Origin of the sequence: Pseudomonas sp. JY-Q, assembly GCF_001655295.1 — a bacterium.
Classification (GTDB): Bacteria; Pseudomonadota; Gammaproteobacteria; order Pseudomonadales; family Pseudomonadaceae; genus Aquipseudomonas; species Aquipseudomonas alloputida.
The window spans coordinates 5,592,304-5,612,500 of record NZ_CP011525.1; the positions used below are offsets into that span (position 1 = coordinate 5,592,304).

Consider the following 20,197-nt stretch of genomic DNA (forward strand, 5'->3'; position numbering starts at 1 on the left):
GGGGATTAGCCTTGTTTTTTAACGAGTGCTTCGACGATGTTCGACGGAGCTTCGGCGTATTTGGAGAATTCCATGGAGTAGCTTGCGCGACCCTGAGACATGGAACGAACGTCGGTTGCGTAACCGAACATCTCTCCGAGCGGTACTTCAGCACGGACGACACGGCCAGAGACCGACTCATCCATACCCTGGACCAGACCACGACGACGGTTCAGGTCACCCATCACGTCACCCAGGTAGTCTTCCGGGGTTACAACTTCGACTTTCATGATCGGCTCGAGAACCACGCCACCGCCCTTCTGGGCCAGTTGCTTGGTCGCCATCGAAGCAGCGATTTTGAACGCCATTTCGTTGGAGTCGACGTCGTGGTACGAACCGTCGAATACCGCGGCCTTCAGGCCGATCAGAGGATAACCGGCAACAACGCCGTTTTTCATCTGCTCTTCGATACCCTTCTGGATCGCAGGGATGTATTCCTTAGGAATCACACCACCAACGACTTCGTTGGAGAACACCAGACCTTCAGTGATGTTGCCCTTGTCGTCCACGTCCGGCTCGGAGAAGCGAACCCAGCAGTGACCGAACTGACCACGACCACCCGACTGACGAACGAACTTGCCTTCGATCTCGACGTTGGATTTGGTGATCTTCTCGCGGTACGAAACCTGCGGCTTGCCGATGTTGGCTTCGACGTTGAATTCGCGCTTCATGCGGTCAACGAGGATATCCAGGTGCAGCTCACCCATACCGGAGATGATGGTCTGACCGGTTTCTTCATCGGTCTTGACGCGGAACGATGGGTCTTCCTGAGCCAGCTTGCCCAGTGCGATACCCATCTTCTCCTGGTCCTGCTTGGTTTTCGGCTCTACAGAGAGCGAAATCACAGGCTCAGGGAAGTCCATACGCTCAAGGATGATCGGCTTGTCGGCGTTGCACAGGGTATCACCAGTGGTGACGTCCTTCATGCCGATCAGAGCAGCGATGTCGCCTGCACGTACTTCTTTGATCTCTTCACGCTGGTTGGCGTGCATCTGGACCATACGACCAACGCGCTCTTTCTTGCCCTTGACCGAGTTGATGACGGAGTCACCGGAGGTCAGGAAGCCCGAGTAAACGCGAACGAAGGTCAGAGTACCAACGAACGGGTCGGTGGCAATCTTGAAGGCCAGGGCCGAGAACGGCTCGTCGTCGTCAGCATGACGCTCGTCGAATTGCTCTGGCTTGACTTCGTCCTTAGGCACATCGATCAGGTCAGGGTGGATACCCTTGATCGCAGGGATCTCGGTCGGAGCTGGCAGGAAGTCGATAACGGCGTCGAGAACCAGGGGAACACCCTTGTTCTTGAACGACGAACCGCAGACAGCCGGAACGATCTCGCTGGCCAGGGTGCGCGCGCGCAGGCCTGCCTTGATCTCTTCGACGGACAGCTCACCTTCTTCAAGGTACTTGTTCATCAGCTCTTCGGTGGCTTCGGCGGCGGCTTCAACCATGTTGTTGCGCCATTCGTTAGCCAGCTCGACCATATCCGCAGGAATTTCTTCCTCGCGGTAGGTAGTACCCTTGTCGTCGTCGTTCCAGTAGATAGCCTTCATCTTGATCAGGTCAACCTGACCCTGGAAGTTATCTTCCGAACCGATGGCCAGCTGAACAGGAACCGGAGTGTGACCCAGACGGTTCTTGATCTGACCTACGACGCGCAGGAAGTTTGCACCAGCACGGTCCATCTTGTTCACGTAAACAACACGCGGAACGCCGTACTTGTTGGCCTGACGCCATACGGTTTCGGACTGCGGCTCAACGCCGGAGGTGCCACAGAACACAACGACCGCGCCGTCGAGTACACGCAGCGAACGCTCTACTTCAATGGTGAAGTCAACGTGGCCAGGGGTATCGATGACGTTTACGCGGTAGTTGTCATACTGACCACGGGAACCTTTCCAGAAGGTGGTAACGGCAGCGGAGGTAATGGTGATACCCCGCTCCTGCTCCTGCACCATCCAGTCGGTGGTCGCGGCGCCGTCATGCACCTCGCCCATTTTGTGGCTCAGACCTGTGTAGAACAGGATCCGCTCGGTAGTGGTGGTCTTGCCCGCGTCAACGTGGGCACAGATACCAATGTTACGGTAGCGGTTAATTGCTGTAGTACGAGCCATAAAGCCCTCGCAAAAAGATTGATGCTTGAATTAGAAGCGGTAGTGCGAGAACGCTTTGTTGGCTTCAGCCATACGGTGAACGTCTTCACGCTTCTTGACTGCAGCACCCTTGCCTTCGGCAGCATCCAGCAGCTCGCCGGCCAGACGCAGAGCCATCGACTTCTCGCCGCGCTTGCGGGCGTAGTCTACGAGCCAGCGCATTGCCAGAGCGTTACGACGGGATGGACGAACTTCAACCGGAACCTGGTAAGTGGCACCGCCGACACGACGGGACTTTACTTCGACCAGCGGAGCGATGGCGTCGAGAGCTTTCTCGAAGATTTCCAGGGGGTCGCTGTTCTTGCGTGCTTTGACGGTATCCAGGGCACCGTAAACGATGCGCTCGGCTACGGCCTTCTTGCCGCTTTCCATCACGTGGTTCATGAACTTCGCGAGGATCTGGGATCCGTACTTCGGATCGTCAAGGATCTCACGTTTTGCTGCTACACGACGTCTTGGCATGATAAGCCCTCAAACGGTCTTCAGGTTAGCCCGGGACCAGGTCATTCGACCCACGCCCGACCTTACTCTTATCGACTCAAAAAAATGGATGTCTGCAAACGACCGATTACTTCGGACGCTTGGTACCGTACTTCGAACGACCCTGGTTACGGCCTTTAACGCCCGAAGTATCCAGAGAGCCGCGAACGGTGTGGTAACGAACACCTGGCAAGTCTTTTACACGGCCGCCACGAATCAGGACGACGCTGTGCTCTTGCAGGTTGTGGCCTTCACCACCGATGTACGAGGAAACCTCGAAACCGTTGGTCAGACGCACACGGCATACTTTACGCAGTGCCGAGTTAGGTTTTTTCGGCGTGGTGGTGTACACACGGGTGCACACGCCACGACGCTGCGGGCAGTTCTGCAGCGCAGGAACGTCGGACTTCTCGACCGAACGCTTACGCGGCTGACGTACCAGCTGGTTGATAGTTGCCATCTACTAGCTCCACTGATTGTCTTGCGACTCTATTGTCTTGCAAGAAAGCCAAAAATTGGCGAGACGGAGCCTCACCAAATTTAAGGGTACAAAAGTCTAAAGAGGATCTTGCACCCAGTCAAGACGAGGCCCCGGCCCTCCCCGCCCGATCATCGGCAACATTTCATGTCGCCGATGCTCGCCCGAGGCTTGCCGGGGCCTTGCCCTGTACTTAGTTACCGCTGGAATTCAGCGCTTCGGTCAGTGCAGCTTCCACTTCACTGGCGCTTACACGCAGCGGTTTGTCGGCATCACGGCGACGCTTACGCTCGCTGTGGTAGGCCAGACCAGTACCAGCCGGGATCAGACGACCCACGACCACGTTCTCTTTCAGGCCGCGCAGGTAGTCGCGCTTGCCGGTTACAGCCGCTTCGGTCAGTACGCGGGTGGTTTCCTGGAAGGAAGCCGCGGAGATGAACGACTCGGTGGACAGCGAGGCCTTGGTGATACCCAGCAGCACACGGGTGAACTTGGAGATGAACTTGTCCTCGCCAGCGAGACGCTCGTTCTCTACCAGCACCTGGGTCAGTTCCATCTGGTCGCCCTTGATGAAGCTGGAATCGCCCGACTCGGAGATCTCGACCTTGCGCAGCATCTGACGCAGGATGGTCTCGATGTGCTTGTCGTTGATCTTCACGCCTTGCAGACGGTAAACATCCTGGATCTCGTTGACGATGTACTTCGCCAGCGCGCTCACACCCAGCAGACGCAGGATGTCATGCGGATCGCTCGGGCCGTCGGAGATAACTTCGCCGCGGTTTACCTGTTCACCTTCGAAGACGTTCAGGTGGCGCCACTTCGGAATCAGCTCTTCGTACGGATCGCTACCGTCGGTCGGAGTGATTACCAGGCGACGCTTGCCCTTGGTCTCTTTACCGAATGCGATGGTGCCGCTGACTTCAGCCAGAATCGAGGCTTCTTTCGGACGACGCGCTTCGAACAGGTCGGCAACACGCGGCAGACCACCGGTAATGTCACGGGTCTTCGACGTTTCTTGCGGGATACGCGCGATAACGTCACCAACACCGATCTGCGCACCGTCAGCCACACCGACAAGGGCGTTGGCTGGCAGGAAGTACTGGGCAGGTACGTCGGTACCTGGCAGGTACAGGTCCTTGCCTGAGGCATCGACCATCTTGATTGCTGGACGGATTTCCTTGCCCGCGGCAGGGCGATCCTTGACGTCCAGTACTTCAATGTTGGTCAAGCCAGTCAGTTCATCGGTCTGACGCTTGATGGTGATGTTTTCTTCCATGCCCACGAAGGTCACGGTACCTTTCAGCTCGGTAACGATCGGGTGAGTGTGCGGGTCCCACTTGGCGACGATGGCGCCAGCTTCGACCTTTTCACCTTCCTTGACCGAAATCACCGCACCGTAAGGCAGCTTGTAGCGCTCACGCTCACGACCGAACTCGTCGGCAATCGCCAACTCACCCGAACGCGATACGGCAACCAGGTTACCGTCGGCACGCTCAACCTGCTTCAGGTTGTGCAGACGCACCATACCGCCATTCTTCACCTGGACGCTGTCGGCAGCCGAAGTACGGCTTGCGGCACCACCGATGTGGAACGTACGCATGGTCAGCTGGGTACCCGGCTCACCGATCGACTGGGCAGCGATAACGCCGACAGCTTCACCGATGTTCACCTGGTGACCGCGAGCCAGGTCACGACCGTAGCACTTGGCGCAGATGCCGTAGCGGGTTTCGCAGTTGATCGGCGAACGCACGATCACTTCGTCGATGCTGTTCAGCTCGATGAACTCAACCCACTGCTCGTCGACCAAGGTACCGGCCGGAACGATAACGTCCTCGGTGCCTGGCTTGAACACGTCACGGGCGATGACACGACCCAATACACGCTCACCCAGCGGCTCTACAACGTCGCCGCCTTCGATGTGTGGCGTCATCACCAGGCCCTGATCGGTACCGCAGTCGATCTCGGTCACAACCAGATCCTGGGCAACGTCCACCAGACGACGAGTCAGGTAACCGGAGTTAGCGGTTTTCAGTGCGGTATCCGCCAGACCCTTACGAGCACCGTGAGTCGAGATGAAGTACTGAAGTACGCTCAGACCTTCACGGAAGTTCGCAGTGATCGGCGTCTCGATGATGGAGCCGTCCGGCTTGGCCATCAGACCACGCATACCGGCCAGCTGACGGATCTGGGCTGCGGAACCCCGCGCACCCGAGTCAGCCATCATGTACATCGAGTTGAAGGACTCTTGCTCGACTTCCTTGCCTTCGCGGTCGATGACCTTCTCTTTCGAGAGGTTGGCCATCATCGCCTTGGACACTTCGTCGTTCGCCTTCGACCACAAGTCGATGACCTTGTTGTACTTCTCGCCCTGGGTTACCAGACCGGAGGCGTACTGGCTCTCGATTTCCTTCACTTCGTCGGTAGCGTTACCGATGATGCGGGCTTTCTCGTCCGGGATAACGAAGTCGTTAACACCGATGGAAACGCCAGAAATGGTCGAGTAAGCGAAACCGGTGTACATCAGCTGGTCGGCGAAGATAACGGTCTCTTTCAGACCAACCACGCGATAGCACTGGTTGATCAGCTTGGAGATCGCCTTTTTCTTCATCGGCTGGTTGACCACGTCGTACGGCAGACCTGCTGGCACAACCTGGAACAGCAGCGCACGGCCGACGGTGGTGTCGACGATGCGGGTGTTCTTGACCACCGAGCCATCACGCTCCTTCACGGTTTCGTTGATACGAACCTTGATTTTCGCGTGCAGGGCGGCTTCGCCGGCGCGGAATACGCGGTCGACTTCCTGCAGGTCGGCGAACACGCGACCCTCGCCCTTGGCATTGATCGCTTCACGGGTCATGTAATACAGACCCAGTACAACGTCCTGCGACGGAACGATGATTGGCTCACCGTTGGCTGGCGACAGGATGTTGTTGGTCGACATCATCAGCGCACGCGCTTCGAGCTGGGCTTCCAGGGTCAGCGGCACGTGAACGGCCATCTGGTCGCCGTCGAAGTCGGCGTTGTACGCAGCACAGACCAGCGGGTGCAGCTGGATAGCCTTACCTTCGATCAGTACGGGTTCAAACGCCTGGATACCCAGACGGTGAAGAGTCGGTGCACGGTTGAGCAGTACGGGGTGTTCGCGAATCACTTCGGCGAGAACGTCCCACACCTCTGGCAGCTCGCGCTCGACCATCTTCTTGGCAGCCTTGATGGTGGTCGCCAGACCACGCATTTCCAGCTTGCCGAAAATGAACGGCTTGAACAGCTCGAGGGCCATCTTCTTCGGCAGACCGCACTGGTGCAGACGCAGGGTCGGACCTACGGTAATTACCGAACGGCCGGAGTAGTCAACACGCTTACCGAGCAAGTTCTGACGGAAGCGACCTTGCTTACCTTTGATCATGTCGGCCAGGGACTTCAGCGGACGCTTGTTCGAGCCAGTGATGGCGCGACCACGGCGGCCGTTGTCCAGCAGGGCGTCGACCGCTTCCTGCAGCATGCGCTTTTCGTTGCGCACGATGATGTCCGGCGCCGACAGATCCAGCAGGCGCTTCAGACGGTTGTTACGGTTGATCACCCGACGATACAGGTCGTTCAGGTCGGAAGTCGCGAAACGGCCACCATCCAGCGGAACCAGCGGACGCAGGTCCGGCGGCAGCACTGGCAGGACGGTCAGGACCATCCACTCAGGCAGGTTGCCCGAGCCCTGGAAAGCTTCCATCAGCTTCAGACGCTTGGAAAGCTTCTTGATCTTGGTTTCCGAGTTGGTCTGCGGAATTTCTTCGCGCAGGCGGCCGATCTCGTGCTCCAGGTCGATAGCGTGCAGCAGCTCGCGGACAGCCTCGGCACCCATGCGGGCGTCAAAGTCGTCACCGAACTCTTCCAGCGCTTCGAAGTACTGCTCGTCGTTCAGCAGCTGGCCCTTTTCCAGGGTAGTCATGCCCGGGTCGATAACGACATAGCTCTCGAAGTAGAGCACGCGCTCGATATCACGCAGGGTCATGTCCATCAGCAGGCCGATACGGGACGGCAGCGACTTCAGGAACCAGATGTGGGCAACCGGCGAGGCCAGCTCGATGTGCGCCATGCGCTCACGACGAACCTTCGCCAGGGCAACTTCAACGCCGCACTTCTCGCAGATTACGCCGCGGTGCTTGAGGCGCTTGTACTTGCCGCACAGGCACTCGTAGTCCTTGACTGGGCCAAAGATCTTGGCGCAGAACAGGCCGTCACGCTCAGGCTTGAACGTACGGTAGTTGATGGTTTCCGGCTTCTTAACTTCACCGAACGACCACGAACGGATCATTTCAGGCGACGCCAGACCGATGCGGATGGCGTCGAACTCTTCGACTTGACCCTGGTTTTTCAGCAAATTCAGTAGGTCTTTCAAGGCCTTTCCTCCTGGCGGAGCAGGGAGCGGGCATTACCTGCCCCACTCCCCTTCGCGTCACGTGTTATTCGGTTTCCAGATCGATATCGATACCGAGCGAACGGATCTCTTTGATCAACACGTTGAAGGACTCGGGCATGCCCGGCTCCATACGGTGATCGCCATCCACGATGTTCTTGTACATCTTGGTACGGCCGTTCACGTCGTCCGACTTCACTGTGAGCATTTCTTGCAGGGTGTATGCCGCGCCGTATGCTTCCAGCGCCCACACTTCCATCTCCCCGAAACGCTGACCACCGAACTGCGCCTTACCACCCAGCGGCTGCTGGGTAACCAGGCTGTAGGAACCAGTGGAACGCGCGTGCATCTTGTCGTCCACCAAGTGGTTCAGCTTGAGCATGTACATGTAACCAACGGTCACAGGACGCTCGAACTTGTTGCCGGTACGGCCGTCGAACAGCACCATCTGGCCGCTCTCTGGCAGGTCGGCCAGCTTCAGCATGGCCTTGATCTCGCGCTCCTTGGCACCATCGAAGACCGGGGTAGCCATCGGCACGCCTTTCTTCAGGTTGTTAGCCAGGGCCAGGATCTCTTCGTCGGTGAACTCGTCGAGGTTTTCCTGACGACCGCCGATCTCGTTGTAGACCTCGGTCAGGAACACGCGCAGCTCAGCAGCTTTACGCTGCTCTTCGAGCATGCGGTCGATCTTCTCGCCCAGACCCTTGGCCGCGAGGCCCAGGTGGGTTTCAAGGATCTGACCAACGTTCATACGCGAAGGTACACCCAGCGGGTTCAGTACGACGTCAACCGGAGTACCGTTGGCATCGTGCGGCATGTCTTCAACCGGCATGATGACCGAGACAACACCCTTGTTACCGTGACGACCGGCCATCTTGTCACCCGGCTGGATGCGACGGCGGATTGCCAGGTAAACCTTGACGATCTTCAGTACGCCCGGTGCCAGGTCATCGCCCTGCTGCAGCTTGCGCTTCTTGTCTTCGAACTTGTCGTCCAGCAGACGGCGACGGTCGACGATGTACTGCTGAGCCTTTTCCAGCTGCTCGTTCAGTGCATCTTCAGCCATGCGCAGTTTGAACCACTGGCCGTGCTCCAGACCGTCCAGCACCTCGTCAGTGATCACGGTACCTTTCTTCAGGCCCGCACCACCATCAACCACCTGGCCGTTCAGGGCAGAACGCAGACGCTCGAAGGTTGCACCTTCAACAATGCGGAACTCTTCGTTGAGGTCCTTGCGGATCTCGTCGAGCTGCATCTTCTCGATGGCCAGCGCGCGGCTATCGCGCTCCACGCCATCACGGGTGAAGACCTGTACGTCGATGACAGTACCCTTGGTGCCAGTTGGCACACGCAGGGAGGTGTCCTTAACGTCGCTGGCCTTCTCACCGAAGATTGCGCGCAGCAGTTTTTCTTCCGGAGTCAGCTGGGTTTCGCCTTTTGGCGTGACCTTGCCAACCAGGATGTCGCCAGCGCCAACTTCAGCACCTACGTAAACGATACCGGCTTCGTCCAGCTTGTTCAGTGCGGCTTCACCCACGTTCGGGATGTCCGCAGTGATTTCCTCTGGGCCGAGCTTGGTGTCACGCGCCACACAGGTCAGTTCCTGAATGTGGATGGTGGTGAAGCGATCTTCCTGAACCACACGCTCGGACAGGCAGATGGAGTCTTCGAAGTTGAAGCCGTTCCACGCCATGAACGCGATGCGCATGTTCTGACCCAGAGCCAGCTCACCCATATCGGTGGACGGGCCGTCGGCCATGATGTCACCACGCTGAACCTTGTCACCTTTGCTCACCAGCGGACGCTGGTTGATGCAGGTGTTCTGGTTCGAACGGGTGTACTTGGTCAGGTTGTAGATATCCACACCTGCTTCGCCGGTTTCCACTTCGTCGTCGGCAACGCGAACAACGATACGGCTAGCGTCGACCGAGTCGATCACACCACCGCGGCGAGCAACCACGCAGACACCGGAGTCACGGGCAACGTTGCGCTCCATGCCGGTACCTACCAGCGGCTTGTCGGCACGCAGGGTTGGTACAGCCTGACGCTGCATGTTCGAACCCATCAACGCACGGTTGGCGTCGTCGTGCTCGAGGAACGGAATCAGCGACGCTGCAACGGAAACAACCTGCTTCGGCGAAACGTCCATCAGGGTGACGTCTTCCGGCGCCTTGACGGTGAATTCGTTCAGGTGACGAACTGCTACCAGCTCATCGATCAGTTGCTTCTTGTCGTTCATCGCGGCCGAAGCCTGTGCGATGACGTGATCCGCCTCTTCGATTGCCGACAGGAACACGATGTCGTCACTGACAACGCCTTCCTTCACCACGCGGTACGGGCTTTCCAGGAAGCCGTACTGGTTGGTGCGGGCGTAGGCCGCCAAGGAGTTGATCAGACCGATGTTCGGACCTTCAGGGGTCTCGATCGGGCACACACGGCCATAGTGGGTCGGGTGTACGTCACGGACTTCGAAGCCGGCACGCTCACGAGTCAGACCGCCAGGGCCGAGTGCAGAGACGCGACGCTTGTGGGTAATCTCCGAGAGAGGGTTGTTCTGGTCCATGAACTGGGACAGCTGGCTGGAACCAAAGAACTCTTTCACCGCCGCCGCTACCGGCTTGGCGTTGATCAGGTCTTGCGGCATCAGGCCTTCGCTTTCCGCCATCGACAGGCGTTCCTTGACCGCGCGCTCGACACGCACCAGGCCAACACGGAACTGGTTCTCGGCCATCTCGCCGACGCAACGTACGCGGCGGTTACCCAGGTGGTCGATGTCGTCGACGATACCTTTGCCGTTACGGATATCGACCAGGGTCTTCAGAACCTCGACGATGTCTTCCTTGCTCAGCACGCCCGAACCCTCGATCTCGGTACGACCGATACGACGGTTGAACTTCATGCGGCCTACGGCGGACAGATCGTAACGCTCGGCACTGAAGAACAGGTTGTTGAACAGGGTCTCGGCTGCATCCTTGGTTGGCGGCTCGCCTGGACGCATCATGCGGTAGATCTCGACCAGAGCTTCCAGCTGGTTGCTGGTGGTATCGATCTTCAGCGTGTCAGAGATGAACGGACCGCAATCGATGTCGTTGGTGTACAGGGTCTCGATACGGACAACCTGCGCCTTGGCGACCTTGATCAGCAGCTCGGTGGTCATCTCGGTGTTGCATTCGGCGAGGATTTCGCCGGTAGCCGGATGCACGATAGCCTTGGCGGTAGTGCGGCCCAGGACGTATTCCATTGGAACGTCCAGTTGCTTGACGCCGGCCTTCTCGAGCTGGTTGATGTGGCGCGCGGTAATACGGCGGCCTTGCTCGACGATGACTTTGCCGGTTTCGTCATGGATGTCCATGACTGCAACTTCACCACGCAGACGCTGTGGCACCAGTTCCAGGCTGAGTTTTTCGCCGGAAATGTGGAACACGTTGGTGGTGTAGAAGGTATTCAGCACTTCTTCAGTGCTGTAACCCAGGGCGCGCAGCAGCACCGAGGCCGGCAGTTTGCGGCGACGGTCGATACGCACGAACACGCAGTCCTTCGGGTCGAACTCGAAGTCCAGCCAGGAACCGCGGTAAGGGATGATGCGAGCGGAGTACAGCAGCTTGCCCGAGCTGTGGGTCTTGCCACGGTCGTGGTCGAAGAACACACCAGGCGAACGGTGCAGCTGGGAAACGATCACACGCTCGGTACCGTTGATAACGAAGGTACCGTTCTCAGTCATCAGGGGGATTTCACCCATGTAGACTTCTTGCTCTTTGATGTCCTTGATCGCTTTGTTCGACGATTCCTTGTCGAAGATGATCAGGCGCACCTTGACCCGCAGTGGGACCGCGAAGGTCACGCCACGCAGGACACATTCCTTCACATCGAAGGCGGGTTCGCCCAGGCGATAGCCTACGTACTCCAGGGCAGCATTGCCGGAGTAGCTGATGATCGGGAATACCGATTTGAAGGCCGCGTGCAGGCCGACGTCGCGGAAGTGATCCTTGGATGCTCCCGCTTGCAGGAATTCGCGATACGAATCCAGCTGGATGGCCAGGAGGTAAGGCACATCCATGACGTCCGGCAACTTGCTAAAGTCCTTGCGGATACGTTTTTTCTCAGTGTATGAGTAAGCCATCAGCGTTCCCCAGCTTGGTCACCTGCTTGTTTGGCTTCTCCCGGCGGGAGCAGCCAGAAAATCGTGCAAACCCCTTGGTTTGCGCCACCCACATGGGTGTCTTGCAGCTCGTTATCGGGACCGGCCTGACCGGCCACCAATAACGGAAAAAGGCCGGTGGCATAAGCCACCAGCCATCAGCCTTTCGCTCAACGCTCAGGCTGGCATCGCAAGGTCGAGATTACTTCAGCTCGACTTTAGCGCCTGCTTCTTCCAGCTTCTTCTTAGCGTCTTCAGCGGCTTCTTTCGAAACGCCTTCAGCTACAACCTGAGGAGCGCCATCGACTTTCTCTTTGGCTTCTTTCAGGCCCAGACCGGTCAGTTCGCGAACGGCTTTGATCACGTTCACTTTCTTGTCGCCGGCTTCAACCAGAACAACGTTGAACTCGGTCTGCTCTTCAACAACGGCAGCAGCAGCAGCTGGGCCAGCAGCGGCAACAGCAGCGGTAACGCCGAAGGTTTCTTCCATTGCTTTGATCAGCTCAACAACTTCCAGAACGGTTTTCTGGCCGATTGCTTCGATGATTTGTTCGTTAGTCAGAGACATGACTCAATCCTGTATTGGGGTGACAGCCTACGCAGCCATCAAATTAAACGTATGATTTTGAAAGAGTTCGCACGCCTTAGGCGGCGGTAGCTTCTTTCTGGTCGCGAATGGCTGCCAGAGTACGAGCCAGCTTGCTGGTGGCGCCTTGAATAACGCTCATCAGTCGTGCAATAGCTTCGTCGCGGGTCGGCAGGGTAGCCAACACGTCGATCTGGTTCGCTGCAATGAAATTGCCGTCAAACGCAGCTGCCTTGATCTCGAACTTGTCCTGACCCTTGGCGAACTCTTTGAACAGACGAGCAGCAGCGCCCGGGTGTTCGTTGGAGAAAGCAATCAGGGTCGGGCCTTTGAACGCGTCGTTGAGGATCGAGAATTCGGTGCCTTCAACAGCGCGCTTGAGCAGGGTATTACGCACTACACGTACGTATACGCCAGCTTCGCGGGCCTCTTTACGGAGTCCGGTCATTGCGCTTACAGTCACACCACGGGCATCAGCCACGACAGCGGACAGAGCGACTTTGGCAGCCTCGTTGACTTCAGCGACGATGGCCTTCTTGTCTTCGAGTTTAATTGCCACGGGTTTACTCCTGGTTTTTACCGTTTCATCTGGCCGAGGCCGGATGTCGTTTTGGTGTCTGATTCGGTAACGAATCGGGAGCACCATCTGCGTGGGCTGATATTTTAAGGCTTGCGCCGCCTACGGTCTTGGATAGCCCCCGCCAGGCAGGGACCCCAATTTTTGCTGGCGGCGCGACTGGTCGCGCCGCCATGTTCTTACACGTTCAGCGAGCTCTGATCGATGACCAGACCTGGGCCCATGGTGGTGCTCAGGGTAACGCGCTTAACGTAGATACCTTTCGAGGAAGCTGGCTTGATACGCTTCAGATCAGCGATCAGGGCTTCAACGTTTTCCTTCAGCTTGTCAGCTTCAAAGCCGATCTTGCCAACGGAGGTGTGGATGATACCGTTTTTGTCGGTACGGTAGCGAACCTGACCAGCCTTGGCGTTTTTCACGGCAGTGGCTACGTCTGGGGTCACGGTACCAACTTTCGGGTTAGGCATCAGGCCGCGAGGACCCAGAACCTGACCCAGCTGACCTACAACGCGCATGGCATCAGGCGATGCGATAACGACGTCATAGTTCAGGTCGCCGCCTTTCATTTCGGCAGCCAGATCGTCCATACCTACGCGATCAGCGCCGGCAGCCAGAGCAGCTTCAGCAGCTGGACCCTGGGTGAAGACAGCAACGCGAACGGTCTTGCCAGTGCCGTGTGGCAGCACGGTAGCGCTACGTACGACCTGGTCGGATTTACGCGGGTCAACACCGAGGTTAACAGCGATGTCGTAGGACTCGACGAACTTGGCAGCAGGCAGCGAGGCCAGCAGAGTTGCCGCTTCTTCGAAGTTGTAGGCCTTGCCTGCTTCGATTTTCTCGGCGATTGCCTTTTGGCGTTTGGTCAGCTTAGCCATTACACACCCTCCACGTTCAGGCCCATGCTGCGGGCAGAGCCAGCGATGGTGCGTACAGCAGCGTCCAGGTCAGCGGCAGTCAGGTCAGCCTGTTTGGCTTTCGCGATGTCTTCCAGCTGAGCACGGGTAACGGTACCGACTTTAACGGTGTTCGGGCGAGCCGAACCACTGGTCAGGCCAGCAGCTTTCTTCAGCAGAACCGAGGCAGGGGTGCTCTTGGTCTCGAAGGTGAAGCTACGGTCGCTGTAGACAGTGATGATCACTGGAGTCGGCAGGCCGGCTTCTTGACCCTGAGTACGGGCGTTGAAGGCCTTGCAGAATTCCATGATGTTCACACCATGTTGACCCAGAGCTGGACCAACGGGTGGGCTTGGGTTGGCCTGGCCGGCCTTAACTTGCAGCTTGATGTAAGCCTGAATCTTCTTAGCCATGAGCTACTCCAAAATCGGGTACGAACGCCTGATGGCTCCCCGGATGACTTGCGTTTTATCCCAGTGACGACAAAACCCCGCAGCACACAGGGCTGCGGGGTATGGGATGCTTCGTCCGCCTAGACCTTTTCGACCTGGCTGAACTCGAGCTCCACCGGAGTAGAGCGACCGAAAATGAGCACCGCAACCTGCAGGCGACTCTTTTCGTAGTTAACTTCTTCGACACTACCATTGAAGTCAGCGAACGGACCATCAATGACTCGAACCACTTCACCTGGCTCGAACAGCGTCTTGGGCTTCGGCTTATCGCTACCGTCGGCAACGCGACGCAGGATGGCCTCAGCTTCTTTATCGGTAATCGGCGCAGGCTTGTCAGCAGTACCGCCGATAAAGCCCATCACGCGAGGGGTGTCCTTGACCAAGTGCCAAGTCCCTTCATTCATCTCCATCTGGACCAGTACATAGCCAGGGAAGAATTTACGCTCACTCTTGCGCTTCTGGCCATTGCGCATTTCGACGACTTCTTCGGTCGGGACCAAGATCTCGCCGAAACCGTCTTCCATGCCAGCCAGCTTGACGCGCTCGATGAGGGAGCGCATTACATGCTTCTCGTAACCCGAGTAAGCATGCACAACATACCAACGCTTAGCCACGGGACACCTTTAGCCAACGATCAAGGAGACCGCCCAGCCGAGCAGGGAGTCGAGCCCCCACAGCAGCAGTGCCATAACCAGCACGACAGCCACGACAATCAGCGTGGTCTGGGTGGTTTCCTGGCGGGTCGGCCACACGACTTTACGAATCTCGGTACGAGCTTCCTTCGCCAACGCAAAGAACGACTTGCCCTTCGCAGTCTGCAGAGCTACAAAGCCCGCGACAGCAGCAAGGACGAGAAGCACAAGAACGCGATACAGGATTGGAGAGGCGGAGTAATATTGATTACCCACAACACCAACAACCACCAAAGCCACTACAGCCAGCCACTTGAACAGATCAAAACGCGATTCTTGGGCTTCAGTTTTGGGGGTCATCGAGGAGGATCCTGTAAGAAGAAAGCCATCACACCGAGGTGAAATGGCAGGTCAGGAGGGAATCGAACCCCCAACCTACGGTTTTGGAGACCGTCGCTCTGCCAATTGAGCTACTGACCTGTAACGCTGTATCAGGCCGGCCATTATACCGGCCTGATCAAGTAAATCAACTACTTATTCAATAATTTTTGCTACGACACCGGCACCGACGGTACGACCGCCTTCACGGATAGCGAAGCGCAGACCGTCTTCCATTGCGATGGTCTTGATCAGGGTAACAGTCATCTGAATGTTGTCACCTGGCATTACCATTTCAACGCCTTCCGGCAGTTCGCAGTTACCAGTCACGTCAGTGGTACGGAAGTAGAACTGTGGACGGTAGCCTTTGAAGAACGGAGTGTGACGGCCGCCTTCTTCCTTCGACAGGACGTAGACTTCTGCGGTGAACTTGGTGTGCGGCTTGACCGAACCTGGCTTGACCAGAACCTGACCACGCTCAACGTCGTCACGCTTGGTGCCACGCAGCAGAACGCCGCAGTTCTCGCCAGCACGACCTTCGTCCAGCAGCTTGCGGAACATCTCAACACCGGTGCAGGTGGTGGTGGTGGTGTCACGCAGACCAACGATTTCCAGCGGATCCTGAACGCGGACGATACCACGCTCGATACGACCGGTAACAACGGTACCACGACCCGAAATCGAGAACACGTCTTCGATCGGCATCAGGAACGGCTGGTCGATAGCACGAACTGGCTCAGGAATGTAGCTGTCCAGAGTTTCTACCAGCCTCTTAACAGCGGTAGTGCCCATTTCGTTGTCGTCTTTGCCTTCCAGCGCCATACGAGCCGAACCGATGATGATCGGGGTGTCGTCGCCTGGGAAGTCATAGGTGGACAGCAGGTCGCGAACTTCCATCTCGACCAGTTCCAGCAGCTCAGCGTCGTCTACCAGGTCAGCCTTGTTCAGGAAGACCACGATGTACGGAACGCCTACCTGACGGGACAGCAGGATGTGCTCACGGGTTTGAGGCATCGGACCATCGGCGGCCGAGCAAACCAGGATCGCGCCGTCCATCTGGGCAGCACCGGTGATCATGTTCTTCACGTAGTCAGCGTGACCTGGGCAGTCAACGTGAGCGTAGTGACGAATGGTCGAGTTGTACTCAACGTGAGCGGTGTTGATGGTGATACCGCGCGCTTTTTCTTCCGGAGCCGAGTCGATCTTGTCGAACTCAACGATTGCCGAACCGAAAACTTCGGAGCAAACGCGAGTCAGAGCTGCGGTCAGAGTGGTCTTACCGTGGTCAACGTGGCCGATAGTGCCGACGTTAACGTGGGGAAGGGAACGATCAAACTTTTCCTTAGCCATCGATACAATCCTCCGCAGAAGAAATAGTCTTGCGCTGATAAAACAAAGGCAGATATTTTCATATCTGCCTTGTTTATATGGAGCTCTTGAGCGGACTTGAACCGCTGACCTCACCCTTACCAAGGGTGTGCTCTACCAACTGAGCTACAAGAGCGAAACACTTTGTGCAAAATCCAGCAAACTTGGAGCGGGTAGCGGGAATCGAACCCGCATCATCAGCTTGGAAGGCTGAGGTTCTACCACTAAACTATACCCGCGGAGCTTGCGGCTCTCGCTAAAACTGGTGGAGGGAGAAGGATTCGAACCTTCGAAGCTCTCGCAACGGATTTACAGTCCGTCCCCTTTGACCGCTCGGGAATCCCTCCAGATGTGGCCGGCATTCTATTTGTCTGCCGTCCTAGTGTCAAGCGTTTTTTCAAATTTTTTCAATCAAATCTGAAACTTAGCTGCTTTGACACCGCTTCCAGCTCTACCACCTGAGTGGTGTTCCCTGTGAAGCGGGCGCCATTCTATCAAGCTATTCGCCAGTTGCAATACCCTGGCAGAAAATAATTTTATGTTTTAAGTCTTTGAAATCATTGGAAAGAGCCAAGAGCACTGTTTGGTCCAACAAACGCTCGCTTTCTGGAGCAACCTTGAGCCAGCGACCATCCGCCCCAGGCAGCTGTCCTGCAACCGGCGAGGTGGCAATATCCAGACTCAGCAGGCGTTGACGCAGCGCATCCAACTGCTCCTGCCCCTTCACGCCTCCGACTACCAGGCATTCATCACGACGCTTGGGCGGTGCCGACACACCTGTCTCACGCAACAGACGGATTTCTTGCTGATTCCCCTTGTACAGCGACAATGGGGCGACTTCCTTGACCTTCAGCGGGGCTTCCTGCTGATGCCATACGTAGTAAAAGACGTTGAGCACCAGTAACAGCAGAAACAACCAGCGCATAGGCACCTCAATCCAATGGGCAGGCCATTGCCAGGCCAACGAAAACCAGGTCAGGCACGACCCGCGCCTGTGGCAGGGCCGCCCTCACCAGCGGCGCATCACCGCCAGTGAGGAACACGGTGAACTCCTCACCCCATAGCACACGAGCCTGCTCAAGCTGGGTGTAGGCAAAGCCCTGGAGCATCAATACGCAACCGCGCTCCACCGCTTCGACAGTCGAGCGACCTGGTGACAAGCTGTTCAATGCGCGCTCCGCAGAGGCATCGTCATAGCGGATACGACGGGTGTGAGTGCGCAACTGGCTACGCATCAATGGCATACCCGGGCAGATGTAGCCCCCCAGATGCTCGCCATCTGCAGACACGAAGTCCGCTTTGGCCGCGGTACCCAGGTCAATCACCAGGCACGCGCCCTTGGCCAGGTGAAATGCCCCCAGCGCCGCCAGCCAACGATCCATACCCAGACGCTGATAGTCGTCATAGCCATTGCGCACACCTGCCATTTCACGGACAGGGTGGGCAACTCTTGCCTGCACGGCAAATGCCTGAGCAATCAACGCGCAAAGCGCATCGGTTTCTTCTTCGCTGCGCACACTGACAATACGGCATCCCGTGAGGCGTACTGAAGCGAGCGCAGCCACTTCGGCCACCAGCGCCTGGTCGGAATCGACGATCCCGCCACCTTCAATCACAGCATCGGCGACATGGATCACCCGCCACTTGATGAAGCTGTTACCGCAATCGAGCTCAAGAATCATCACGCAACCTCAAACTGAGCTCACCACCACTGAAGCTCTTTTCCATCCCGTCCACCTCAAGGCGCAAACCACCCTGCCCGTCGACGCCAAGAACCACACCATCAATACGTGTACTACCAGCAACAAGCGATACATTGCGCCCCTGCCACAAGTGTGCCTGCTCCCACTCCTCCTGGAATGCAGCAAAGCCGTAGCGGCGATGGCGCGCCAATTCGTGCTGTAGGTGCTGACTGAGCAGCGCTACCAAGTGATTGCGATCTATGGCTGCTCCAACCTCACGCCGCATAGAGGTCCACTGCTGATCGACCTGTTCGTTTACCTGCATGTTTACATTGACACCAATGCCTAGCACTACATGACAGACATCTGCAGGATCGCCCACCAACTCCAGGAGAATCCCGGTGATCTTCTGCCCACGTACCAGCACATCGTTAGGCCATTTGAGCCCGACATCCTTTACACCGAACGCCTGCAAGGTGCGCATTACCGCCAACCCCACTACCAAGCTCAACCCCTCGAGCTGACGCATGCCTCCATCGACGCGCAGCACCAGGCTGTAATAGAGATTTTCAGCAAATGGACTGACCCACTGCCGGCCGCGCCGACCGCGTCCGGCGCTCTGGCGCTCAGCCAGAACCAGGAATGGAGCCGCCTGCCCTTCACTGGCAAGGCGCAAGCCTTCGGCATTGGTCGAATCGATGGTTTCGTGGATGAATACCGGCCACTGTTCGCCCACGGCGAACTCGGCGATTGCCTGGGCCTCAAGCAAAGCCAGTGGCGCGGCCAACTGGTAACCGCGCCCACGAACCTTGTGAATGGTGAGGTTCAGCTCACTTTCCAGATGCTGCAGCTGCTTCCAAACTGCGCTGCGACTCACCCCTAGGGCTGCCCCCAGAGCTTCTCCGGAATGGAACCGACCGTCCTTGAGGAGATTCAACAACTTCAGCATGCCAGTCTCGACTTGGAATAAGGGAGGCATGATAGCCATGGGCTGTTGGCTTGCATAGGAAAAGGGCCTGCAGGAGAAGCCTTGTATCGCAATCACAGAGAGAAGCAGTGGCAGGCCAGGCTTTTTTGCCCACAAAGACAAAACCCCTACCTGCATGCGCAGATAGGGGTTTTGCGAAATGAATCTTGACGATGACCTACTCTCACATGGGGAAACCCCACACTACCATCGGCGATGCATCGTTTCACTACTGAGTTCGGGATGGGATCAGGTGGTTCCAATGCTCTATGGTCGTCAAGAAATTCTGTTGCCAGAATGTCCAGATGGACGGCCCAGCGAATCCGGATATGCGATATTTGTGGCTTACGAATTTTCGGGTCTTTCGTCTTCACCACCGCAATCTGCGTCAGCAAATTGCTTGGGTGTTATATGGTCAAGCCTCACGGGCAATTAGTATTGGTTAGCTCAACGCCTCACAGCGCTTACACACCCAACCTATCAACGTCGTAGTCTTCGACGGCCCTTTAGGGGATTCAAGATCCCAGTGAGATCTCATCTTGAGGCAAGTTTCCCGCTTAGATGCTTTCAGCGGTTATCTCTTCCGAACATAGCTACCCGGCAATGCCACTGGCGTGACAACCGGAACACCAGAGGTTCGTCCACTCCGGTCCTCTCGTACTAGGAGCAGCCCCTCTCAAATCTCAAACGTCCACGGCAGATAGGGACCGAACTGTCTCACGACGTTCTAAACCCAGCTCGCGTACCACTTTAAATGGCGAACAGCCATACCCTTGGGACCGGCTTCAGCCCCAGGATGTGATGAGCCGACATCGAGGTGCCAAACACCGCCGTCGATATGAACTCTTGGGCGGTATCAGCCTGTTATCCCCGGAGTACCTTTTATCCGTTGAGCGATGGCCCTTCCATACAGAACCACCGGATCACTAAGACCTACTTTCGTACCTGCTCGACGTGTTTGTC

15 protein-coding genes, 4 tRNA genes and 2 rRNA genes (1 of these 21 cut by a window edge) are annotated in these 20,197 nt (G+C 57.1%); all 21 read right to left on the reverse strand.

Annotation, left to right across the window (positions count from 1 at the left end; genetic code table 11):
- Positions 1–5 precede the first annotated feature (5 nt).
- Complete coding sequence (gene fusA, locus AA098_RS25180) at positions 6–2,153, reverse strand: elongation factor G (RefSeq protein ID WP_003255490.1); 2,148 nt, start codon at positions 2,151–2,153, stop codon at positions 6–8.
- 30 nt (positions 2,154–2,183) lie between these two features.
- A complete protein-coding gene (rpsG, locus tag AA098_RS25185) occupies positions 2,184–2,654 on the reverse strand; it encodes a 30S ribosomal protein S7 (RefSeq protein WP_003246741.1) in 471 nt (156 codons plus the stop codon).
- A 106-nt stretch (positions 2,655–2,760) separates the two neighbouring features.
- Complete coding sequence (gene rpsL, locus AA098_RS25190) at positions 2,761–3,132, reverse strand: 30S ribosomal protein S12 (protein WP_003255492.1); 372 nt, start codon at positions 3,130–3,132, stop codon at positions 2,761–2,763.
- 211 nt (positions 3,133–3,343) lie between these two features.
- A complete protein-coding gene (gene rpoC, locus AA098_RS25195; RefSeq protein ID WP_003255493.1) occupies positions 3,344–7,543 on the reverse strand; it encodes a DNA-directed RNA polymerase subunit beta' in 4,200 nt (1,399 codons plus the stop codon).
- A gap of 64 nt (positions 7,544–7,607) precedes the next feature.
- Positions 7,608–11,681 carry a DNA-directed RNA polymerase subunit beta gene (rpoB, locus tag AA098_RS25200; RefSeq protein WP_003255495.1) on the reverse strand — a complete coding sequence of 1,358 codons (4,074 nt, stop codon included), beginning with the start codon at positions 11,679–11,681 and terminating at the stop codon, positions 7,608–7,610.
- A 220-nt stretch (positions 11,682–11,901) separates the two neighbouring features.
- Positions 11,902–12,267, reverse strand: coding sequence for a 50S ribosomal protein L7/L12 (gene rplL / locus AA098_RS25205; protein ID WP_003255496.1), 366 nt, complete (start codon positions 12,265–12,267; stop codon positions 11,902–11,904).
- 76 nt (positions 12,268–12,343) lie between these two features.
- Positions 12,344–12,844: a 50S ribosomal protein L10 gene (rplJ, locus tag AA098_RS25210; protein ID WP_003255497.1), complete on the reverse strand. Its 501-nt coding sequence runs from the start codon at positions 12,842–12,844 to the stop codon at positions 12,344–12,346.
- 197 nt (positions 12,845–13,041) lie between these two features.
- Positions 13,042–13,737: a 50S ribosomal protein L1 gene (gene rplA, locus AA098_RS25215; RefSeq protein WP_003255499.1), complete on the reverse strand. Its 696-nt coding sequence runs from the start codon at positions 13,735–13,737 to the stop codon at positions 13,042–13,044.
- Positions 13,737–14,168 (reverse strand): 50S ribosomal protein L11, encoded by a 432-nt coding sequence (gene rplK, locus AA098_RS25220; RefSeq protein WP_003255500.1) that lies wholly within the window; start codon positions 14,166–14,168, stop codon positions 13,737–13,739. Before rplK ends, rplA begins: the two co-directional genes overlap by 1 nt.
- 119 nt (positions 14,169–14,287) lie before the next feature.
- Positions 14,288–14,821 (reverse strand): transcription termination/antitermination protein NusG, encoded by a 534-nt coding sequence (gene nusG, locus AA098_RS25225; RefSeq protein WP_003255501.1) that lies wholly within the window; start codon positions 14,819–14,821, stop codon positions 14,288–14,290.
- 9 nt (positions 14,822–14,830) lie between these two features.
- Positions 14,831–15,199 carry a preprotein translocase subunit SecE gene (gene secE / locus AA098_RS25230; protein WP_003255502.1) on the reverse strand — a complete coding sequence of 123 codons (369 nt, stop codon included), beginning with the start codon at positions 15,197–15,199 and terminating at the stop codon, positions 14,831–14,833.
- Positions 15,200–15,243: 44 nt separating this feature from the next.
- Positions 15,244–15,319, reverse strand: a tRNA-Trp gene (locus AA098_RS25235).
- Between the two features lie 54 nt (positions 15,320–15,373).
- Positions 15,374–16,567, reverse strand: coding sequence for an elongation factor Tu (gene tuf / locus AA098_RS25240; protein ID WP_064615079.1), 1,194 nt, complete (start codon positions 16,565–16,567; stop codon positions 15,374–15,376).
- A gap of 78 nt (positions 16,568–16,645) precedes the next feature.
- Positions 16,646–16,721: transfer RNA gene (locus AA098_RS25245), tRNA-Thr, on the reverse strand.
- Positions 16,722–16,750: 29 nt separating this feature from the next.
- Positions 16,751–16,824 (reverse strand) — tRNA-Gly (locus AA098_RS25250).
- 24 nt (positions 16,825–16,848) lie between these two features.
- A tRNA-Tyr gene (locus tag AA098_RS25255) sits at positions 16,849–16,932 on the reverse strand.
- A 152-nt stretch (positions 16,933–17,084) separates the two neighbouring features.
- Positions 17,085–17,510 (reverse strand): hypothetical protein, encoded by a 426-nt coding sequence (locus AA098_RS25260; RefSeq protein WP_003255504.1) that lies wholly within the window; start codon positions 17,508–17,510, stop codon positions 17,085–17,087.
- Between the two features lie 7 nt (positions 17,511–17,517).
- Positions 17,518–18,267: a pantothenate kinase gene (locus tag AA098_RS25265; RefSeq protein WP_004575793.1), complete on the reverse strand. Its 750-nt coding sequence runs from the start codon at positions 18,265–18,267 to the stop codon at positions 17,518–17,520.
- Positions 18,257–19,216, reverse strand: coding sequence for a bifunctional biotin--[acetyl-CoA-carboxylase] ligase/biotin operon repressor BirA (gene birA, locus AA098_RS25270; RefSeq protein ID WP_004575794.1), 960 nt, complete (start codon positions 19,214–19,216; stop codon positions 18,257–18,259). The genes AA098_RS25265 and birA overlap by 11 nt, the downstream gene beginning before the upstream one ends.
- A gap of 183 nt (positions 19,217–19,399) precedes the next feature.
- Positions 19,400–19,515, reverse strand: a 5S ribosomal RNA gene (rrf, locus tag AA098_RS25275).
- 130 nt (positions 19,516–19,645) lie between these two features.
- Positions 19,646–20,197, reverse strand: a 23S ribosomal RNA gene (locus AA098_RS25280); it runs 2,341 nt beyond the window's last position.